The organism is Roseateles cavernae (assembly GCF_040187885.1).
Lineage (GTDB): Bacteria > Pseudomonadota > Gammaproteobacteria > Burkholderiales > Burkholderiaceae_C > Roseateles_E > Roseateles_E cavernae.
Genome location: NZ_JBDPLH010000001.1, coordinates 720,067 through 736,769 on the forward strand (window position 1 = coordinate 720,067; position 16,703 = coordinate 736,769).

The window sequence follows — 16,703 nt, forward strand, 5'->3', positions numbered from 1 at the left end:
TGCCGCCTGTCAAGGCGCTGTCTCGCGCTCCATCCAGCCCAGCCAGCGCAGTGCCTGTTCGCGCGTTTCGCCACACATCATCTCGCTGGGCTGCAGCGAGCCGCAGACGGCCGGACGCTCGGGCCGGCCAAAGATCTTGCAAGCGTCCTGCTCGTCGAGCTGGATGCAGCGCACACCGGCGGGCTTGCCCTCCGGCATCCCGGGTATGGGCGAGCTGATCGACGGCGCGATGCAGCAGGCGGCGCAATGGTCTCGGCACTTCATCGCGATATTGTCGCGGCCCTCGCGGTCCCCAGCCGTGACTTATCCACAGCCCCCCGGTAAAATTCAGGGTTTGCCCGCGCCGGCATTTTCGGCGCCTGATCGAGGCACTTCCCCATGCTCTACCCCAAGGAATTCGACGTCATCGTGGTCGGCGGCGGCCATGCCGGCACCGAGGCCGCGCTGGCCGCCGCCCGCATGGGCGTCAAGACCCTGCTGCTGACCCACAATATCGAGACCCTGGGCCAGATGAGCTGCAACCCCTCGATCGGCGGCATCGGCAAGGGCCATCTGGTCAAGGAGGTCGACGCGCTGGGCGGCGCGATGGCCGCCGCCACCGACGAGGGCGGCATCCAGTTCCGCATCCTCAACGGCTCCAAGGGCCCGGCCGTGCGCGCCACCCGCGCCCAGGCCGACCGCGTGCTCTACAAGGCGGCGATCCGCCGCCGGCTGGAGAACCAGCCGAATCTGTGGCTGTTCCAGCAGGCGGTCGATGACCTGATGGTCGAGGGCGACCGCGTGGTCGGCGCCGTGACCCAGATCGGCCTGCAGTTCCGCGCCCGCGCCGTCGTGCTGACGGCCGGCACCTTTCTGGACGGCCGCATCCATGTGGGCCTGCAGAACTACAGCGCCGGCCGAGCCGGTGATCCGCCGGCGGTTTCGCTGTCCGGCCGGCTCAAGGAGCTGAAGCTGCCGCAGGGCCGCCTGAAGACCGGCACGCCGCCGCGCATCGACGGCCGCAGCATCGATTTCTCGAAATGCGAGGAGCAGCCCGGAGACCTGGATCCGGTGCCAGTGTTCAGCTTCATGGGCTCGGCCGATCAGCACCCGCAGCAGGTGCCCTGCTGGATCACCCACACCTCGGCCCGCACCCACGAGATCATCCGCTCCGGCTTCGAGCGCAGCCCGATGTTCACCGGCGTGATCGAGGGCGTCGGCCCGCGCTACTGCCCCTCGATCGAGGACAAGGTCAATCGCTTCGCCGACAAGGACAGCCACCAGATCTTTCTGGAGCCCGAAGGCCTGACCACGCACGAGTTCTACCCGAACGGCATCTCGACCTCCCTGCCCTTCGACATCCAGCTGGCCGCAGTGCAATCGATCCCCAGCCTGGAGAACGCCCACATCCTGCGCCCCGGCTATGCGATCGAATACGACTACTTCGACCCGCGCGAGCTGAAAAGCAGCTTCGAGACCCGCGCGATCCAGGGCCTGTTCTTCGCCGGCCAGATCAATGGCACGACCGGCTATGAGGAGGCGGCGGCCCAGGGCTTGTTCGCCGGGCTGAACGCCGCGTTGCAGGTCAAGGACCAGGGCCCCTGGTTGCCCGGCCGCGAGCAGGCTTATCTGGGCGTGCTGGTCGACGACCTGATCACCAAGGGCGTGACCGAGCCCTACCGCATGTTCACCAGCCGCGCCGAGTTCCGGCTGCAGCTGCGCGAGGACAACGCCGATATGCGGCTGACCGAGGCCGGCCGTGAGCTGGGTCTGGTCGATGATGCTCGCTGGGAGGCCTTCAATCGCAAGCGCGATGCTGTTTCACGTGAAACAGAGAAGCTGAAGTCGACCTGGGTCCATCCCAGCATTCTGCCGGCGGCCGACGCCGAGCGTCTGGTCGGCAAGGCGCTGGAGCGTGAGTACAACTTCATCGACCTGCTGCGTCGGCCTGGCGTGGTGTTTGACACGCTGGTCGAAGTCGCTTCGATCGCGCGACCCGAAGCGGGTGTTTCACGTGAAACGTTGACCACGGAGTTGGGCGCAACGATGGCCGATGCCGTCATCGAGCAGATCGAAACCAGCGTCAAGTACGCGGGCTACATCAACAAGCAAGTCGAGGACGTTGCCCGCGCGGCCCACTTTGAGAACCTGAAGCTGCCGGCGGAACTGGACTACGGCCAGGTCCAGGCCCTCTCCTTCGAGGTGCGCCAGAAGCTCAGCAAGCACCAGCCCGAAACCCTGGGCCAGGCCTCGCGCATCTCGGGCGTGACGCCAGCGGCGATCTCGCTGCTGCTGGTCCATCTGAAAAAAGGTCGATTCAAGGGATTCGTTGATGCCGCATGACATGAAGCCGGCGCTGGCCGGTGCTGCCGCCGAACTGGGCCTGGCGCTCACCGAGACGCAACTCGATCAGCTGCTGGACTATCTGGCACTGATACAGAAGTGGAACAAGGTCTACAACCTGACTGCGGTGCGCGAACCCCAGGCGATGCTGACCCAGCATCTGGTGGACAGCCTCAGCCTGATCCCGGCCTTGCGCCGGCACACCAAAGGCCAGGCCCTGCGAATGATGGATGTCGGCAGCGGCGGCGGACTTCCAGGTGTGGTGGTGGCGATCTGCGACCCGTCGATCGACGTCACCTGTGTCGATGCCGTCGCCAAGAAGGCAACCTTCATCAAGCAGGTGGCTGCCGAGCTGGCTTTGCCGAATCTGCACGGTGAGCACTCGCGTGTCGAGGCCCTGGACACCGCTCCATTCGATCTGATCACCTCTCGCGCCTTTGCCTCGCTGCTGGACTTCACGACGCTGACCCGTCAGCACCTCAAGTCCGATGCCATCTGGCTGGCGATGAAGGGCCAACACCCCGCCGAGGAGCTGGCGGCCCTGCCCTCCGACCTGGATGTGTTTCACGTGGAACAACTGCAGGTGCCCGGGCTCGATGCCCAGCGTTGTCTCATCTGGATCAAGCCTAGGGCCTGATCCGGGCTTTTGCCCCGCCCATCCGGGCTACCATCGCTGCCTGCTGAGAAAAACTAGACCATGGCCAAAATCTTCTGCATTGCCAATCAAAAAGGGGGGGTCGGCAAGACCACCACGACGGTCAACCTCGCGGCCGGTCTGGCCCAGGTCGGCCAGCGGGTGCTGGTCGTCGATCTGGACCCGCAGGGCAATGCCACGATGGGCTCGGGCATCGACAAGCGCGCACTGGAGTTGAGCGTCTATGACGTGCTGCTGGAATCGGCCTCGATCGCCGAGGCCAAGCAGCGCAACGACAAGGTCGGCTATGACGTGCTGGGCGCCAATCGCGAGCTGGCCGGCGCCGAGGTCGAGTTGGTCGAGCTGGAGCGCCGCGAGCGCCGCCTCAAGGGTGCGCTGGCCGCCGCCAAGGACGACTACGACTTCGTGCTGATCGACTGCCCGCCCTCGCTGTCGATGCTGACACTGAACGGCCTGTGCTCGGCCCATGGTGTGGTCGTGCCGATGCAGTGCGAGTACTTCGCGTTGGAGGGCTTGTCCGACCTGGTCAACACGATCAAGCAGGTGCATGCCAATCTGAACCCGGACCTGCAGATCATCGGCCTGCTCCGGGTGATGTTCGACCCCCGCATCACCTTGCAGCAGCAGGTCAGCGAGCAGCTGAAGAGCCATTTCGGCGACAAGGTCTTTGACAGTGTGATCCCCCGCAATGTGCGCCTGGCCGAAGCGCCCAGCTACGGTCTGCCGGGCGTGGTGTTCGACCCAGCCTCCAAGGGCGCGCAGGCCTTTGTCGAGTTCGCCCGGGAGATGGTGCGCCGCGTGGGGGCGATGTGATGGGGCTCGAAGCACTGGCGCGTCGCGCCGAAGCGGCCGGTCTCAATGCCAGCGCCCCGCCCCAGCAAGCCCAGGTCGACGGCTGGCTGATTCGTTTGTCACCGGGCAAGGCCAAGCGCTCGCGCTGCGTCAATGCCTTGAGCACCGGCAGCACCGCGCTGGAGCACTTGCTGGGCCGGTGCCGGCAGGCCTTCGATGCGGCCCAGCTGCCGCTGATCGTGCGCATCACCCCCTTCAGCCAGCCGGCCGATCTGGACGCCCAGCTGGCAGCCAAGGGCTGGTTCGAATTTGATCCGGCCGATGTGATGGTGCGCCCTCAGCTCGATGAGCTGCCGGCCGTCCATCAGCGGCTGCAAGCCGTCGATGCGCCGCGCTACGCGCAGATCGTTGGCGAGCTGCGCGGCTCCAGTGCCGGCGCGATCGCTGCCCATGCTGAGCGCATGCTGGCCGCTGCTGTGCCTTATCAGGGCTTTGTGCTGCAGGGTGGCGCGGGGCAGTTGCTGGCCTGCGGGCAATTCGTCCGCGAGGGCGATATCGTCGGCCTCTACGACATCTTCACGCCGCCCGAACAGCGCGGCCAGGGCCATGCCCAGCAGCTGTGCAGCGCCTTGCTGCAGGCCGCCAGGGCCCAGGGCGCGGCGCAGGCCTATCTGCAGGTCGGCAGCGACAATGAAGTCGCCAAGCGCCTGTACGCGCGCCTGGGATTCAGCTTCGCCTACCGCTACCACTACCGGAGCGACAACCCGGACGCCGTGGACTGAGTGCGGTCGCGGCTCAGTCGCGCGGCTTCCAGACCTTCAGCAAGGTGTGTCGCGTGAAACCGGGCACGAAGTCGTGGACATGGGCGATGCAGGCGTAGCCGAGGTGCTCGTAGATCTCGGCCACCTCGTCCAGCAGGGTCTCGATCAAGGCATCGACGCAACCGCGACGCAAGGCCTGGGCCTCCAGCTGGCGCAGGCAGTCGCCACCCAGGCCCTGGCCGCGATCAGCATCGCGGACCCACAGATAGCTGATATAGAGGCGCTGGAACTCGGTACGGCCCCAGGCACCGGCGACCAAGTCCTCGCCTTCGTACAGCGCACAGGCAATATCGGCCGCATCGCTGCCCTGGGCCTGCTGGCGACCATGGCTGATCACGCCGTCGCGGATCGCCTCCAGCGCCGATTGCGGCACGGCGTCATCGCGACGCCACTGCCGCGTCGCGCGCATCAGAGGCCCAGGCCTTCGTCCAGGCCCAGATGCACATTCATCGCCTGCACGGCCGCGCCACTGGCGCCCTTGCCCAGGTTGTCCAGGCGGGCCATCACCAGCACCTGCGTGTCGGAGCCGAACACGAACAGGTCGACCCGGTTCGTGTCATTGCAGGCCTGCACATCGAAGAAGCCTGCTTCCAGGGTCGCCGCATCGCGCAGCGGCATCACGCGAATGAAGCGCTCGCCTTCGTAATGGGCCGCCAGCGCCTGCTGGATGTCCTCGGCCTTGGCGCCAGCGCGCAGCTGGCTCAGATGCAGGGGCACGGTGACGGCCAGGCCCTTGTAGAACTTGCCGACGATGGGCATGAAGACCGGCGCGGTCTTCAACCCGGTGTGGGCCACCATCTCGGGCAGATGCTTGTGGGCCAGGCCCAGCGCATAGGGGCGCGGCGAATCCAGCTTGGCATCGCCACCGGCCTCGTACTGCGCAATCATCGATTTGCCGCCACCCGAGTAGCCGGTGATCGAGGTCGCCGACACCAGGGCATCAGGCGACAGCAGGCCGGCATCGACCAACGGGCGCAGGGCCAGGATGAAGGCGCTGGCATGGCAGCCGGGATTGGCGATGCGCTTGGCGGCGCGGATCTTGGCGCGCTGGTCGCGGGCCAGCTCGGGCAAGCCGAAGGCCCAGCCGGGCACGGTGCGGTGCGCGGTGCTGGCGTCGATCAGGCAGGTATTGGGGTTGTTGATCATCGCGGCCGCTTCGCGCGAGGCCGCGTCGGGCAGGCACAGGAAGGCGACGTCGGCCGCGTTCAGCAGGCGCGCGCGCTCGGCCGGGTCCTTGCGCTTGTCGGCATCGATGCGCAGCACCTCGATGTCTCGACGCGCGGCCAGATACTCATGAATGCGCAGGCCGGTCGTGCCCTCTTGACCATCCACAAACACCGCGTACGTCATGACATCTCCAGCACAATGAGCAACAAAGGAAGCGAAGCATAAAGCATGACGATGTCTGACGAACGCGTGTTGTTGTTGCCCGGTTGGCTGAACTCCGACCACTATCACTGGCAAAGCCGCTGGGAGCGGCAGTTCGGCCACCAGCGCGTCGAGCAGGCCGACTGGCAATGGCCGCGGCGCGGCGACTGGATGGCCCGGCTGGACGAGGTGCTGCTGGCCGATCCGCGCCCCGCCCTGCTGGTCGCCCATTCGCTGGGCTGCCAGCTGGTGGCCGCCTGGAGCCAGCATTCTCAACACACAGCCCGCGTGCGCGGCGCCCTGCTGGTCGCGCCACCGGATACCGAGGCCGAGCACATGCCACCACAGCTGCACAACTGGCGGCCCATCCGCCGCCCGCGCCTGCCCTTCAAGGCCATCGCCGTGATCAGCAGCGACGACCCCTACTGCGATCCGGCACGCGCCAGCCAGATGGCGGCCGACTGGGGTGCCGAGCTGGTGATCGCTGGCCCGCGCGGCCATTTGAACAGTGAGTCCGGCCTGAGCGACTGGCCCGAGGGTCAGGCCTTGCTGGCCTCTCTGAGGTCATAAGCGACAATCGCGCCCTATGGTCACGAAAAAACCCAAAGGCCTCGGCATGGGCCTGGAAGCCCTGCTGGGCCCCAAAGTCAGCGAGAACGCTGGCGCCGCCGCCCGCGACGGCGAACCCAGCAGCCTGCGCCTGGAGCTGATGCAGGCCGGCAAATACCAGCCGCGCACCCGCATGGACGAGGGCTCGCTGTACGAGCTGGCCGAGAGCATCAAGGGCCAGGGCATCATGCAGCCCATTCTCGTGCGCCCCATCAGCGCCGAGTCCTCCAAGGACGGCGAGGCCCGCTACGAGATCATCGCCGGCGAACGGCGCTTCCGCGCCGCCAAGCTGGCGGGCTTGCGCGAGGTGCCGGTGCTGGTCAAGACCGTGCCCGACGAGGCCGCGGCGGCGATGGCCCTGATCGAGAACATCCAGCGCGAGGACCTGAACCCGCTGGAAGAAGCGCAAGGCCTGAAGCGCCTGACCGAGGAGTTCGGCCTGACCCACGAACAGGCCGCCCAGGCGGTGGGCCGCTCGCGCAGCGCCGCCAGCAATCTCTTGCGCCTGCTGCAGCTCGCCGAACCGGTGCAGGCCATGCTGATGGCCGGCGATCTGGACATGGGCCATGCCCGTGCGCTGCTGCCGCTGGACGGCGCCCACCAGATCACCACGGCCACCGAGATCGCCGCCAAGAAGCTCAGCGTGCGCGAGGCCGAAAAGCTGGTCGCACGCCATCAGGGCGCGGGTCGCCAGTCGCCCTTGCTGCGCGTCAAGAACGACAAGAGCCGCGACCTCCTGCGCCTGGAGGAGGAGCTGTCGGATTTGTTGACGGCCCAGGTCGAGGTGCGCGTGAAGAAGCGCACCAAGCGCGGCGAGCAGGGCGAGGTGTCGATCCAGTTCGGCTCGCTGGACGAACTCAACGGACTGATCGACCGGCTGCGCGGCCCGCAGTAAGTCCGCAGGTAAAGCCGTGCAAAGCCGTGACTCGTTCACGGCTTTTTTGTCTGCGCCGAGCAAAGCTGGCACGCCCTATGCATATTGATATTCGCTGCCCATCCACCGTTTTCGGGGGGGTGGCTCAGGGGGTCAGGTCTTGCCTTGCACGAAAAATCACAGAAGGGCGTAGCATGGTGTCAACTCAGGGAGCATTCGACGTGTTGAAGGCCTAAGACAGGGCTTATCCTGTGTTCAAGGCGGCAGCCTTGAACGAAGCTAGAGTTGAAGAGATCACGCTGAACCTCGGAAAGCTCTGATGACGCCTCGGCCCAGATTTAGGGGCGCCATCAGAACTTCCCAGACGACGCCGGGTAGCCCATGACCCGCGCCGTCTCACCCCGACACAGGAGGTCAGCATGGACGTGATCAGCAGCTTCGCCGCTCGCTACGAACGCACAAGGGTTGAAGAAATCTCTCTCGAAGAGTATCTGGCCGAGTGCAAACGCAATCCCCTCGCCTACGCCACCGCAGCCGAGCGCATGCTGCAGGCCATCGGCGAGCCGCAGATGGTGGACACCCGCAATGACACGCGGCTGTCGCGCATCTTCGCGAACAAGACCATCAAGATCTATCCCGCCTTCGCCGAGTTCTACGGCATGGAGGACGCGATCGAGCAGGTGGTCAGCTATTTCCGCCATGCCGCGCAGGGGTTGGAGGAGAAAAAGCAGATCCTCTACCTGCTGGGCCCGGTCGGCGGCGGCAAGAGCTCGATCGCCGAACGCCTCAAGTACCTGATGGAGCAGGTGCCCTTCTACGCACTGGCCGGCTCGCCGGTCAACGAGTCGCCGCTGGGCCTGTTCAATGCGGCCGAGGACGGCCCGCTGCTGGACAAGGAATACGGCATCCCGCTGCGCTACCTGAACCGCGTGATGAGCCCCTGGGCCGTCAAGCGGCTTGAGGAGTTCGGTGGCGACATCCGCCGCTTCAAGGTCGTCAAGCGCTATCCCAGCGTGCTCAAGCAGATCGGCGTGGCCAAGACCGAGCCGGGCGATGAGAACAACCAGGACATCTCGTCCCTGGTCGGCAAGGTCGATATCCGCAAGCTCGAGACCTATGCGCAGGACGATCCCGATGCCTACAGCTATTCCGGCGGCCTGTGCCTGGCCAACCAGGGCCTGCTGGAGTTCGTCGAGATGTTCAAGGCGCCGATCAAGGTGCTGCACCCGCTGCTGACCGCCACCCAGGAGGGCAACTTCAAGGGCACCGAGGGCTTTGGCGCGATCCCCTTCGACGGCATCGTGCTCGCCCACAGCAATGAGAGCGAGTGGAAGACTTTCCGCAACAACAAGAACAACGAGGCCTTCCTGGACCGCATCTACATCGTCAAGGTGCCCTACTGCCTGCGCGTCTCCGAGGAGGTCAAGATCTACGAGAAGCTGATCCGCGGCTCCTCGTTGGCCCAGGCCAAATGCGCGCCCGGTACCTTGAAGATGATGAGCCAGTTCGCGATCCTGACCCGGCTGAAGGAGCCGGAAAACTCCTCGCTGTATTCGAAGATGCAGGTCTACGACGGCGACAACCTGAAGGACACCGACCCGCGCGCCAAGAGTTATCAGGAGTACCGCGACTACGCCGGCGTCGACGAGGGCATGAGCGGCGTCTCGACCCGCTTCGCCTACAAGATCATCTCCAAGGTCTTCAATTTCGACAGCGCCGAGGTGGCGGCCAATCCGGTGCATCTGATGTATGTGCTGGAGCAGCAGATCGAGCGCGAACAGTTCCCGGCCGAGACCGAGCAGAAGTATGTCGGCTTCATCAAGGAGCTGCTGGCGCCGCGCTATGCCGAGTTCATCGGCAAGGAGATCCAGACCGCCTATCTGGAAAGCTATAGCGAATACGGCCAGAACATCTTCGACCGCTACGTCACCTATGCCGACTACTGGATCCAGGATCAGGAGTACCGCGACACCGACACCGGCGAGGTGTTTGATCGCTCGGCGCTGAACGGCGAGCTGGAGAAGATCGAGAAGCCGGCCGGCATCAGCAATCCCAAGGACTTCCGCAACGAGATCGTCAACTTCGTCTTGCGGGCGCGCGCCAACAATGCCGGCAAGAACCCGGCCTGGACCAGCTACGAGAAGCTGCGTACCGTGATCGAGAAGAAGATGTTCTCGAACACCGAGGAGCTGCTGCCGGTGATCAGCTTCAATGCCAAGGCCAGTGCCGACGAGGCCAAGAAGCACGAGAACTTCGTCCAGCGCATGGTGGACAAGGGCTACACGGCCAAGCAGGTGCGTTTGCTGTGCGAGTGGTATCTCAGAGTCCGCAAGAGCTCATGATCTGAGGAGCCCCGATGCTTCAACAAATCATCGATCGCAGGCTGTCAGGGAAAAACAAGTCGATAGGCAACCGCGAGCGCTTTCTGCGCCGCCACAAGGAGCAGATCCGCGAGGCGGTGAAGCGGGCCGTCGACGGCCGCGGCATCCGCGATATGGAGCGCGGCGAAGAGGTGCGCATCCCGAAGAAGGACCTCAGCGAGCCGGTGTTCGGCCATGGCGAGGGCGGCGTGCGCGAGGTGGTGCGGCCCGGCAACACCGAACATGTGCGTGGTGATCGCATCGCCAAGCCGCCCGGTGGCGGCGGTGGCCAGGGCGGCGGCCAGGCCAGCGATTCGGGCGAAGGCGAGGACGACTTCGTCTTCCACCTCAGCCGCGAGGAGTTCATGCAGGTCTTCTTCGACGACCTGGCCCTGCCCAACCTCGAACGCACCCAGTTGGCCGATACGCCGGAGTGGAAGAGCCACCGCGCCGGCTATGTCTCGGACGGCACGCCGACGAACTTGCATGTGGTGCGCTCGATGCGCGGCGCCTTGGGCCGACGCATCGCGCTGGGCACCAGCAAGCGGCGCGAGCTGCACGAGCTGGAGGAGCGCCTGGACCTGCTGCACCGCGAGGATGCGCGCAAGCTCGATGTGCAGGCCGCACTGCAGGAGACCGAGGCCCGCATCCTGTTCCTGCGCCAGCGCATCAAGGCCATTCCCTTTCTCGACCCGATCGATCTGCGCTTTCGCAACCGCGTGCGGGTGCCGGTGCCGACCAGCCGGGCCGTGATGTTCTGCCTGATGGATGTCAGCGGCTCGATGGACGAGAGCCGCAAGGATCTGGCCAAGCGCTTCTTCATCCTGCTCTATCTGTTCCTGACCCGGCACTACGAGAAGATCGAGGTGGTCTTCATCCGCCACCATACCCAGGCCCAGGAGGTCGACGAGCAGAACTTCTTCCACGCCACCGAGACGGGCGGCACCGTGGTCTCCAGCGCCCTGGTGCTGATGGAAGAGATCATCCGCGAGCGCTATCCGCGCAGCGAATGGAATATCTACGGCGCCCAGGCCAGCGACGGCGACAACTGGCACCATGACAGCGGCCGTTGCCGCGAGCTGCTGGCCGACAAGATCCTGCCGCTGTGCCGCTACTTCGCCTATGTGCAGGTGGCCGAGGCCGAGCAGAACCTCTGGGAGGAGTACGCCAAGCTCAGCGACGAGGTCGGTCACTTCGCGATGCGCAAGGCCGTCGAGGCCTCGCAGATCTACCCGGTCTTCCGCGAGCTGTTCAAGAAGGAAGGGGCCAGCACATGAGCGTCATCGAGAACCGCCGCAATATCGGCATCGCCCCCGACAAGCATGAGTACGGCGGGCGGCGCCACCGCGAGCCGCTGCGGCAGATGCTGCCGCTGAAGCAGCGCCCCGCAGCACCCCTGCCCTCGCCCAGCGACTGGACCTTCGGCCTGATCGAGGACTATCACGATGTCATCCGCGCCACGGCCGAGCGCTACGGCCTGGACACCTACCCCAACCAGCTGGAGGTCATCAGCTCCGAGCAGATGATGGATGCCTATGCCTCGGTCGGCATGCCGGTCAACTACCGGCACTGGAGCTATGGCAAGGAGTTCATCGCCACCGAGCGCAACTACTCGCGCGGCCAGATGGGCCTGGCCTACGAGATCGTCATCAATTCCGACCCCTGCATCGCTTATCTGATGGAGGAGAACACGCTGGCCATGCAGGCCCTGGTGATCGCCCATGCCTGCTACGGCCACAACAGCTTCTTCAAGGGCAACTACCTGTTCCGCATGTGGACCGATGCCTCGTCCATCATCGACTACCTGGTCTATGCGAAGAACTTCGTCGCCGAATGCGAGGAGCGCCATGGCCTGGATGCGGTCGAGCAGACGCTGGACTCCTGCCATGCGCTGATGAACCACGGCGTCGACCGCTACCGCCGCCCGGCCAAGCTCTCGCTGGCCCAGGAGCGCGCGCGCCTGCACGACCGCGAAGCCTATGCCCAGCAGCAGATCAACGACCTCTGGCGCACCTTGCCGCGTCGCGCCGACAAGGCCGAGGAGGAGAAGGAGGTGCGTCGCTTTCCCGAGGAGCCGCAGGAGAACCTGCTCTACTTCATCGAGAAGAATGCACCGCTGCTGGAACCCTGGCAGCGGGAAATCGTTCGCATCGTGCGCAAGATCGCGCAGTACTTCTACCCGCAGCGCCAGACCCAGGTGATGAACGAGGGCTGGGCCACCTTCTGGCACCACCGGCTGCTGAACCAGATGTATGACGATGGTTATCTCAGCGACGGCATGATGATCGAGTGGCTGAAGTCCCACACCAATGTCGTGGCACAGCCGGCGATGGCCAATCTGAACCCCTATGCGCTGGGCTTCGCGATGTACACCGACATCAAGCGCATCTGCGAGAAGCCCACCGACGAGGACCGCCGCTGGTTCCCCGACCTGGCCGGTGCCGACTGGCTGCCGACGCTGGACCATGCGATGCGCAACTACAAGGACGAGAGCTTCATCGGCCAGTACCTGAGCCCGCATCTGATGCGCGAGTTCCGGCTGTTCTCCATCGTCGATGACGCCGCGCAGCGCGAGTACGAGATCTCGGCCATCCACGACGAGGCGGGCTACCAGCATGTGCGCGAGGCCTTGTCGCGCCAGTACGACCTCAGCACCCGCGAGCCCAATATCCAGGTCTGGAACGTCAATCTGCGCGGCGACCGCTCACTGACACTGCGTCACACCCAGCATCAGAACCGGCCCCTGCATGAGAGTGCACAGGAGGTGCTCAAGCATGTGGCGCGGCTGTGGGGCTTCGGCGTCCATATGGAGAGCGCCAACGACAAGGGCGACATCACCAAGCGCTGGAGCGTGCCCGCCCCCGAGCATTGAGCCCGCCGCAGGTTCAGAGCGCGAAGATCTTGCCCGGATTCATGATGTTGCGGGGGTCCAGCGCCTTTTTCAGCTGACGCATCACGTCCACGGCGCCCTCGCCCGCCTCCTCGACCAGAAAGCCCTGCTTGTGCAGGCCGATGCCGTGCTCGCCGGTGCAGGTGCCCTCCAGGCGCAGCGCGCGCTGCACCATCTGGGCGCTGAGCCGCTCGGCGGTCTCGCGCTCGGCCGGGATCGCGGGGTCGATCAGATAGCCGAGATGGAAGTTGCCGTCGCCGACATGGCCGACGATGAAGTACGGCAGGCCGGCCTCCTCGACCTCGCGCACCGATTCGTTGATGCTCTCGGCCAGGCGCGAGATCGGCACGCAGGTGTCGGTCGTGACACAGCGGCAGCCGGGCTTGGTCTGCAGCGCCGACAGATAGGCGTGGTGGCGCGCGGTCCAGAGCTTGGTCCGGGCCTCGGGCGTGGTCGCCCATTCAAAGTCCTCGCCGCCAAACTCGCGGGCAATCTCCTGCACGGTCTCGGCCTGCTCGGCCACGCCGGCCTGTGAGCCATGGAACTCCATCAGCAGCATCGGTGCCTCGCGCAGACCCAGCTTGTCGTGCAGATTGACGGCCCGCACCGAATGCGCGTCCAGCAGCTCGCAGCGCGCGATCGGCACACCCATCTGGATGATCTGTATCGTGGTCTGCACCGCCGCATCAATGCTGGGGAAGAAGCAGATCGCCGCCGACAGCGCCTCGGGCAGCGGGTAGATGCGCAGGCTGACTTCGGTGATCACGCCCAGCGTGCCCTCGCTGCCGACGAACAGGCGCGTCAGGTCATAGCCGGCGCTGCTCTTGCGGGCGCGCGAGCCGGTGCGGATGATCTCGCCCTGCGGTGTCACCACCGTCAGCCCCAGGACGTTTTCGCGCATCGTGCCGTAGCGCACCGCGTTCGTGCCGCTGGCCCGCGTCGCCGCCATGCCACCCAGCGAGGCATCGGCGCCGGGGTCGATCGGGAAGAACAGGCCGCTGTGGCGGATCTCGTTGTTCAGCTGATTGCGGCTGACGCCGGCCTGCACCGTCACGGTCAGGTCTTCGGCGTTGACCCGCAGGATCTCGTTCATGCGCGAGACATCCAGGCTGACGCCGCCCTGCACCGCCAGCAGATGGCCCTCCAGCGAGGAGCCGGCGCCATAGGGGATCACCGGCACATGGTGTTCATGCGCCAAGGCCAGCACAAAGGCCACCTCCTCGGTGCTCTGCGCAAACACCACGCAGTCGGGCGGCGCCACATCGAAGGGCGACTCATCGCGGCCATGCTGCTCGCGCACCGCCAGCGCGGTGGCGCAGCGCTCGGCAAAGCGGGCCTTCAGCGCCTCCAGCATCGCGGCCGGCAGGGGCCGGCGCTCGGCGGCGAGAAGATGGGCGGGTGGGGAAGAAGCATTCATCGCGGGCGCTCCGGGTGTCCGAAGCGCCCATTCTGCGCGTTTGCGGCAGAGGTCTGAGCGCGATGCGCCCAGACCTTGGCGCTCACTCGCTGATGCTCATGCTCTTGTAGGCCGGGTCGGCCTTGATCTCGGCCTCGCTGAAAGGCAGCTTGGCCCACTTGGCCCCCTTCAGGAAGATGTCCGAGTAGAGCCTGGTCTGGTCCGAGAAGTGCGGCGACAGCAGATGGCTGGACTGCGAGTAGGTCAGCACCCCCTCGGCCACCGGGCCGTTGGCATCGAAAGTGACGAACTGCATATAGCTGTTGCCATAGACCGGGTCACCGTAGAGGCCCGAGGCACCCAGATTGCCGCGCACATTGTTGAAGGTGTAGCGGCCTCCGGGGAACGGGATCGGCGCACTGTCACGGATGATCACCTGCTTGCGCGCATTGATCTCCTCCAGCGCGAACTTGTTGGTCGCGAACCATTGCACCGTATCGGCCAGCAAGGTGACGGCCTTGGTGTTGGCGGTGTTGAAGCCGCGCGGCGTCATCACCGGATCGGCCGCGCTGAAGGGCACGCGCCAGTAGCCGGCCTCCTCCAGCTCGCCGGCCAGCTCATAGAGCTTGCGGAACAGCAGGGCGCCCGGATCGGTCAGGCCCTCGGTCTTCTTCCAGATGGCCAGCACGCCGCAGGCCTTGGTGATGTCGGTGTCGACGCCGTTCGTGCCCTTGACGACGATGGGTTGAGGCTTGCCGGCGCAGGTGGCGGCCAGGAACTCGTCCAGCCACATCTCGGCGCGGAAGAAGCGGCTCTTGGCATAGACCTGCTGCAGATTGGCGAGGGTGAAGCGGTTGCCGCCCAGGCCGTCGGCATTGCTGAGCCTGTCCTTGACCTGGACGATGCCCATGCGGGTGCGCTCGCCCTGGGGCATGCCTTCGGCATCAGGCCCGGTGGCGATGATCTTCGGGAAGGCCGTCAGCCGCACCTGTTCATTGGGCAGCCAGTGGCTGTCATTGGCATTGACGATGTAGTCGTCGCGCAGCACATAGGGCCGCTGGGTGGCCGGGATCGCGCCGGTCCACTGGCAGCTGCTCTTGCTGCCGTCCATCAGCACCAGGCCGCGCGTGGCCAGCAGGAACTGACCGGTGGGGCTGTTGACGCAGCTCGCCAGCTGGGCATCGCTGACATTGGCCGCCACCGAGTAGTTGGCGTAGAGGGTCTTGCCGTTCTTGTCGGCCGCCATCGTGTTGACCCAGGGCAGCGCGTTGTGCGTGGCCAGGTTCTGGCGCAGGCTCTCGGCGCTGGTGGACATGCTGTTCAGCAGCGCCTGGTCGATCAGCTTGTAGTTCGTGTAGTTGGCGTCGCGGATCACAAAGGCCGCCGCGCCGCTCCAGCTGAAGGTGGCGCCGTCGCTGAGCAGCGGGCCGAAGTCGGTGCCGTACAGCGTGCGCTGACGGGTCTTCAGGCTGCCATCGGGCTGCAGGGCCTCGACCGTCAGCGCGGTCTTGCTCATCGCCTTGTAGGCACCGTCGACCTGGTAGCGGGTCGGGTCAGCCGGGTCCAGCTTCAGCTGGAACAGCGTGAAGCGGTTGTCGGTCGAGAAGGTATGGGTCCAGGCCACGTCCTTGTTGAAGCCGATCAGCGGCACCGGCGCACCCAGCAAGGTGGAGCCGAAGACATCGAGCTTGCCGGGAATGGTCAGGTGCAGCTTGTGCAGGCGCAGCGCGCCCCACCAGGGAAAGTGCGGGTTGCCCAGCACCATGCCGGCGCCGCTCTGCGTCACGTCCTTGCCCAGGCCGTAGCCATTCGAACCGACCGCGTGCTCGAACAGCGGGTTGGTCGCCTGCACCAGCGGGCTGTTCAGCACCGCCAGCTGGCTGCGCTGGGTCTTCAGCGCCTTGCTGCTCAGCACCGGGGTGGCCGCCACCTTGACGACCGGCGGCTGGGCACTGCCGATGGCCTCGATGAACTGGATCGAGCTGCCGGCCATCGCCGCCTGGCTGAAGCGCCAGTAGGCCTCGTCCTCGGTCATCGGCTTGACCCAGGCCGCGCCCTTGCACTCGACCGGCAGGCCGTTGACGCCCTTGTCGCGCAGATAGCGGTTGTAGCCGGCCACAAAGCCGCTGACCAGATCGCGCGTGTCGGCGCCGGCGGCGGCCCGCATCGCCTGCGCCAGGGCCGGGGTCAGGTGCAGCTTGTAGAAGAAGTCGGAGGCCAGATTGGGCGTGGCGGCACCGAACTGGCCCAGATAGTTGATCGGCACGCCCTTGGCATCGAAGTCACCGAAATAGCGAGAACGCTCGCCGCGCATCGTCACCAGCTCCTGGGCGAACAGGCAGACATGGTCCTCGGCAAAGGCGTAGCCGTAGCCATAGCCGGCGCCCTTGAAGTTGTCGGCCTTGATATGGGGTACGCCATAGCTGGTGTAGCGGATCTCGGCGGCGAAGCCGGGCGCGGCCGGCGGCGGCGGTGCGGTCGGATCGGCATCGCCGGAGCCGCCGCAGGCGCTCAGCAGCGCGGCCAGGGCCAGCAGGCTGCAGGCGCCGGCGACGGGGGTCAGGCCTTGCCTGCGCGCGGCAGTCGGCGTTTTTGTCTGTCTTGTCATCGGGTGTC

The 16,703-nt window shown here is 65.8% G+C and carries 14 protein-coding genes; 9 read left to right on the forward strand and 5 right to left on the reverse strand.

Going from position 1 to position 16,703, the window contains the following annotated elements; genetic code table 11:
• Positions 1-9 precede the first annotated feature (9 nt).
• Positions 10-264, reverse strand: a complete 255-nt coding sequence (locus ABGI63_RS03515; protein ID WP_349741081.1) for a YkgJ family cysteine cluster protein — start codon at positions 262-264, stop codon at positions 10-12.
• Positions 265-378: 114 nt separating this feature from the next.
• Between ABGI63_RS03515 and mnmG the strand changes: the two genes are divergently transcribed.
• From mnmG to ABGI63_RS03535, 4 genes are read left to right on the forward strand one after another with little or no spacing between them, the layout of a single operon-like run.
• On the forward strand, positions 379-2,322 hold the full coding sequence (gene mnmG / locus ABGI63_RS03520; protein WP_349741082.1) for a tRNA uridine-5-carboxymethylaminomethyl(34) synthesis enzyme MnmG: 1,944 nt from the start codon (positions 379-381) through the stop codon (positions 2,320-2,322).
• Positions 2,312-2,959, forward strand: coding sequence for a 16S rRNA (guanine(527)-N(7))-methyltransferase RsmG (rsmG, locus tag ABGI63_RS03525; RefSeq protein WP_349741083.1), 648 nt, complete (start codon positions 2,312-2,314; stop codon positions 2,957-2,959). Before mnmG ends, rsmG begins: the two co-directional genes overlap by 11 nt.
• 60 nt (positions 2,960-3,019) lie before the next feature.
• Entirely contained in the window at positions 3,020-3,790 is a 771-nt protein-coding gene (locus ABGI63_RS03530; RefSeq protein ID WP_137945373.1) for a ParA family protein, read from the forward strand.
• The gene (locus tag ABGI63_RS03535) at positions 3,790-4,551 is read left to right on the forward strand and encodes a GNAT family N-acetyltransferase (RefSeq protein ID WP_349741084.1); all 762 of its coding nucleotides are present in this window, start codon (positions 3,790-3,792) and stop codon (positions 4,549-4,551) included. The genes ABGI63_RS03530 and ABGI63_RS03535 overlap by 1 nt, the downstream gene beginning before the upstream one ends.
• A 13-nt stretch (positions 4,552-4,564) precedes the next feature.
• Here the strand turns inward: ABGI63_RS03535 and ABGI63_RS03540 are convergent, their stop codons facing one another.
• Positions 4,565-4,999, reverse strand: coding sequence for a GNAT family N-acetyltransferase (locus ABGI63_RS03540; RefSeq protein WP_349741085.1), 435 nt, complete (start codon positions 4,997-4,999; stop codon positions 4,565-4,567).
• Complete coding sequence (gene argC / locus ABGI63_RS03545) at positions 4,999-5,940, reverse strand: N-acetyl-gamma-glutamyl-phosphate reductase (RefSeq protein ID WP_349741086.1); 942 nt, start codon at positions 5,938-5,940, stop codon at positions 4,999-5,001. Before argC ends, ABGI63_RS03540 begins: the two co-directional genes overlap by 1 nt.
• A 45-nt stretch (positions 5,941-5,985) precedes the next feature.
• On the opposite strand from argC, the gene ABGI63_RS03550 reads away from it, so the two are divergent.
• From ABGI63_RS03550 to ABGI63_RS03570, 5 genes are all read left to right on the forward strand, one after another.
• A complete protein-coding gene (locus ABGI63_RS03550) occupies positions 5,986-6,528 on the forward strand; it encodes an RBBP9/YdeN family alpha/beta hydrolase (protein WP_432767371.1) in 543 nt (180 codons plus the stop codon).
• A gap of 16 nt (positions 6,529-6,544) precedes the next feature.
• Entirely contained in the window at positions 6,545-7,462 is a 918-nt protein-coding gene (locus tag ABGI63_RS03555; protein ID WP_349741088.1) for a ParB/RepB/Spo0J family partition protein, read from the forward strand.
• A gap of 398 nt (positions 7,463-7,860) precedes the next feature.
• Positions 7,861-9,783, forward strand: a complete 1,923-nt coding sequence (locus ABGI63_RS03560; RefSeq protein WP_349741089.1) for a PrkA family serine protein kinase — start codon at positions 7,861-7,863, stop codon at positions 9,781-9,783.
• Between the two features lie 14 nt (positions 9,784-9,797).
• On the forward strand, positions 9,798-11,078 hold the full coding sequence (locus tag ABGI63_RS03565) for a YeaH/YhbH family protein (RefSeq protein ID WP_349741090.1): 1,281 nt from the start codon (positions 9,798-9,800) through the stop codon (positions 11,076-11,078).
• An 86-nt stretch (positions 11,079-11,164) separates the two neighbouring features.
• A complete protein-coding gene (locus tag ABGI63_RS03570) occupies positions 11,165-12,673 on the forward strand; it encodes a SpoVR family protein (protein WP_349741702.1) in 1,509 nt (502 codons plus the stop codon).
• Between the two features lie 13 nt (positions 12,674-12,686).
• Here the strand turns inward: ABGI63_RS03570 and ABGI63_RS03575 are convergent, their stop codons facing one another.
• Together ABGI63_RS03575 and ABGI63_RS03580 are read right to left on the reverse strand one after the other, a co-directional pair.
• Positions 12,687-14,108 (reverse strand): FAD-binding oxidoreductase, encoded by a 1,422-nt coding sequence (locus ABGI63_RS03575; protein WP_349741091.1) that lies wholly within the window; start codon positions 14,106-14,108, stop codon positions 12,687-12,689.
• Between the two features lie 82 nt (positions 14,109-14,190).
• A complete protein-coding gene (locus ABGI63_RS03580) occupies positions 14,191-16,695 on the reverse strand; it encodes a penicillin acylase family protein (RefSeq protein ID WP_349741092.1) in 2,505 nt (834 codons plus the stop codon).
• Positions 16,696-16,703: the final 8 nt, after the last annotated feature.

Excerpts from the sequence above, each read along its gene's own strand:
- ABGI63_RS03555 (WP_349741088.1), top strand. The coding sequence starts at position 6,545 with ATGGTCACGAAAAAACCCAAAGGCCTCGGCATGGGCCTGGAAGCCCTG.
- ABGI63_RS03550 (WP_432767371.1), top strand. The coding sequence starts at position 5,986 with ATGACGATGTCTGACGAACGCGTGTTGTTGTTGCCCGGTTGGCTGAAC.
- ABGI63_RS03535 (WP_349741084.1), top strand. The coding sequence starts at position 3,790 with ATGGGGCTCGAAGCACTGGCGCGTCGCGCCGAAGCGGCCGGTCTCAAT.
- ABGI63_RS03580 (WP_349741092.1), bottom strand. The coding sequence starts at position 16,695 with ATGACAAGACAGACAAAAACGCCGACTGCCGCGCGCAGGCAAGGCCTG.
- ABGI63_RS03575 (WP_349741091.1), bottom strand. The coding sequence starts at position 14,108 with ATGAATGCTTCTTCCCCACCCGCCCATCTTCTCGCCGCCGAGCGCCGG.
- ABGI63_RS03515 (WP_349741081.1), bottom strand. The coding sequence starts at position 264 with ATGAAGTGCCGAGACCATTGCGCCGCCTGCTGCATCGCGCCGTCGATC.
- ABGI63_RS03560 (WP_349741089.1), top strand. The coding sequence starts at position 7,861 with ATGGACGTGATCAGCAGCTTCGCCGCTCGCTACGAACGCACAAGGGTT.
- ABGI63_RS03570 (WP_349741702.1), top strand. The coding sequence starts at position 11,165 with ATGCTGCCGCTGAAGCAGCGCCCCGCAGCACCCCTGCCCTCGCCCAGC.
- ABGI63_RS03565 (WP_349741090.1), top strand. The coding sequence starts at position 9,798 with ATGCTTCAACAAATCATCGATCGCAGGCTGTCAGGGAAAAACAAGTCG.
- ABGI63_RS03540 (WP_349741085.1), bottom strand. The coding sequence starts at position 4,999 with ATGCGCGCGACGCGGCAGTGGCGTCGCGATGACGCCGTGCCGCAATCG.
- rsmG (WP_349741083.1), top strand. The coding sequence starts at position 2,312 with ATGCCGCATGACATGAAGCCGGCGCTGGCCGGTGCTGCCGCCGAACTG.
- mnmG (WP_349741082.1), top strand. The coding sequence starts at position 379 with ATGCTCTACCCCAAGGAATTCGACGTCATCGTGGTCGGCGGCGGCCAT.
- ABGI63_RS03530 (WP_137945373.1), top strand. The coding sequence starts at position 3,020 with ATGGCCAAAATCTTCTGCATTGCCAATCAAAAAGGGGGGGTCGGCAAG.
- argC (WP_349741086.1), bottom strand. The coding sequence starts at position 5,940 with ATGACGTACGCGGTGTTTGTGGATGGTCAAGAGGGCACGACCGGCCTG.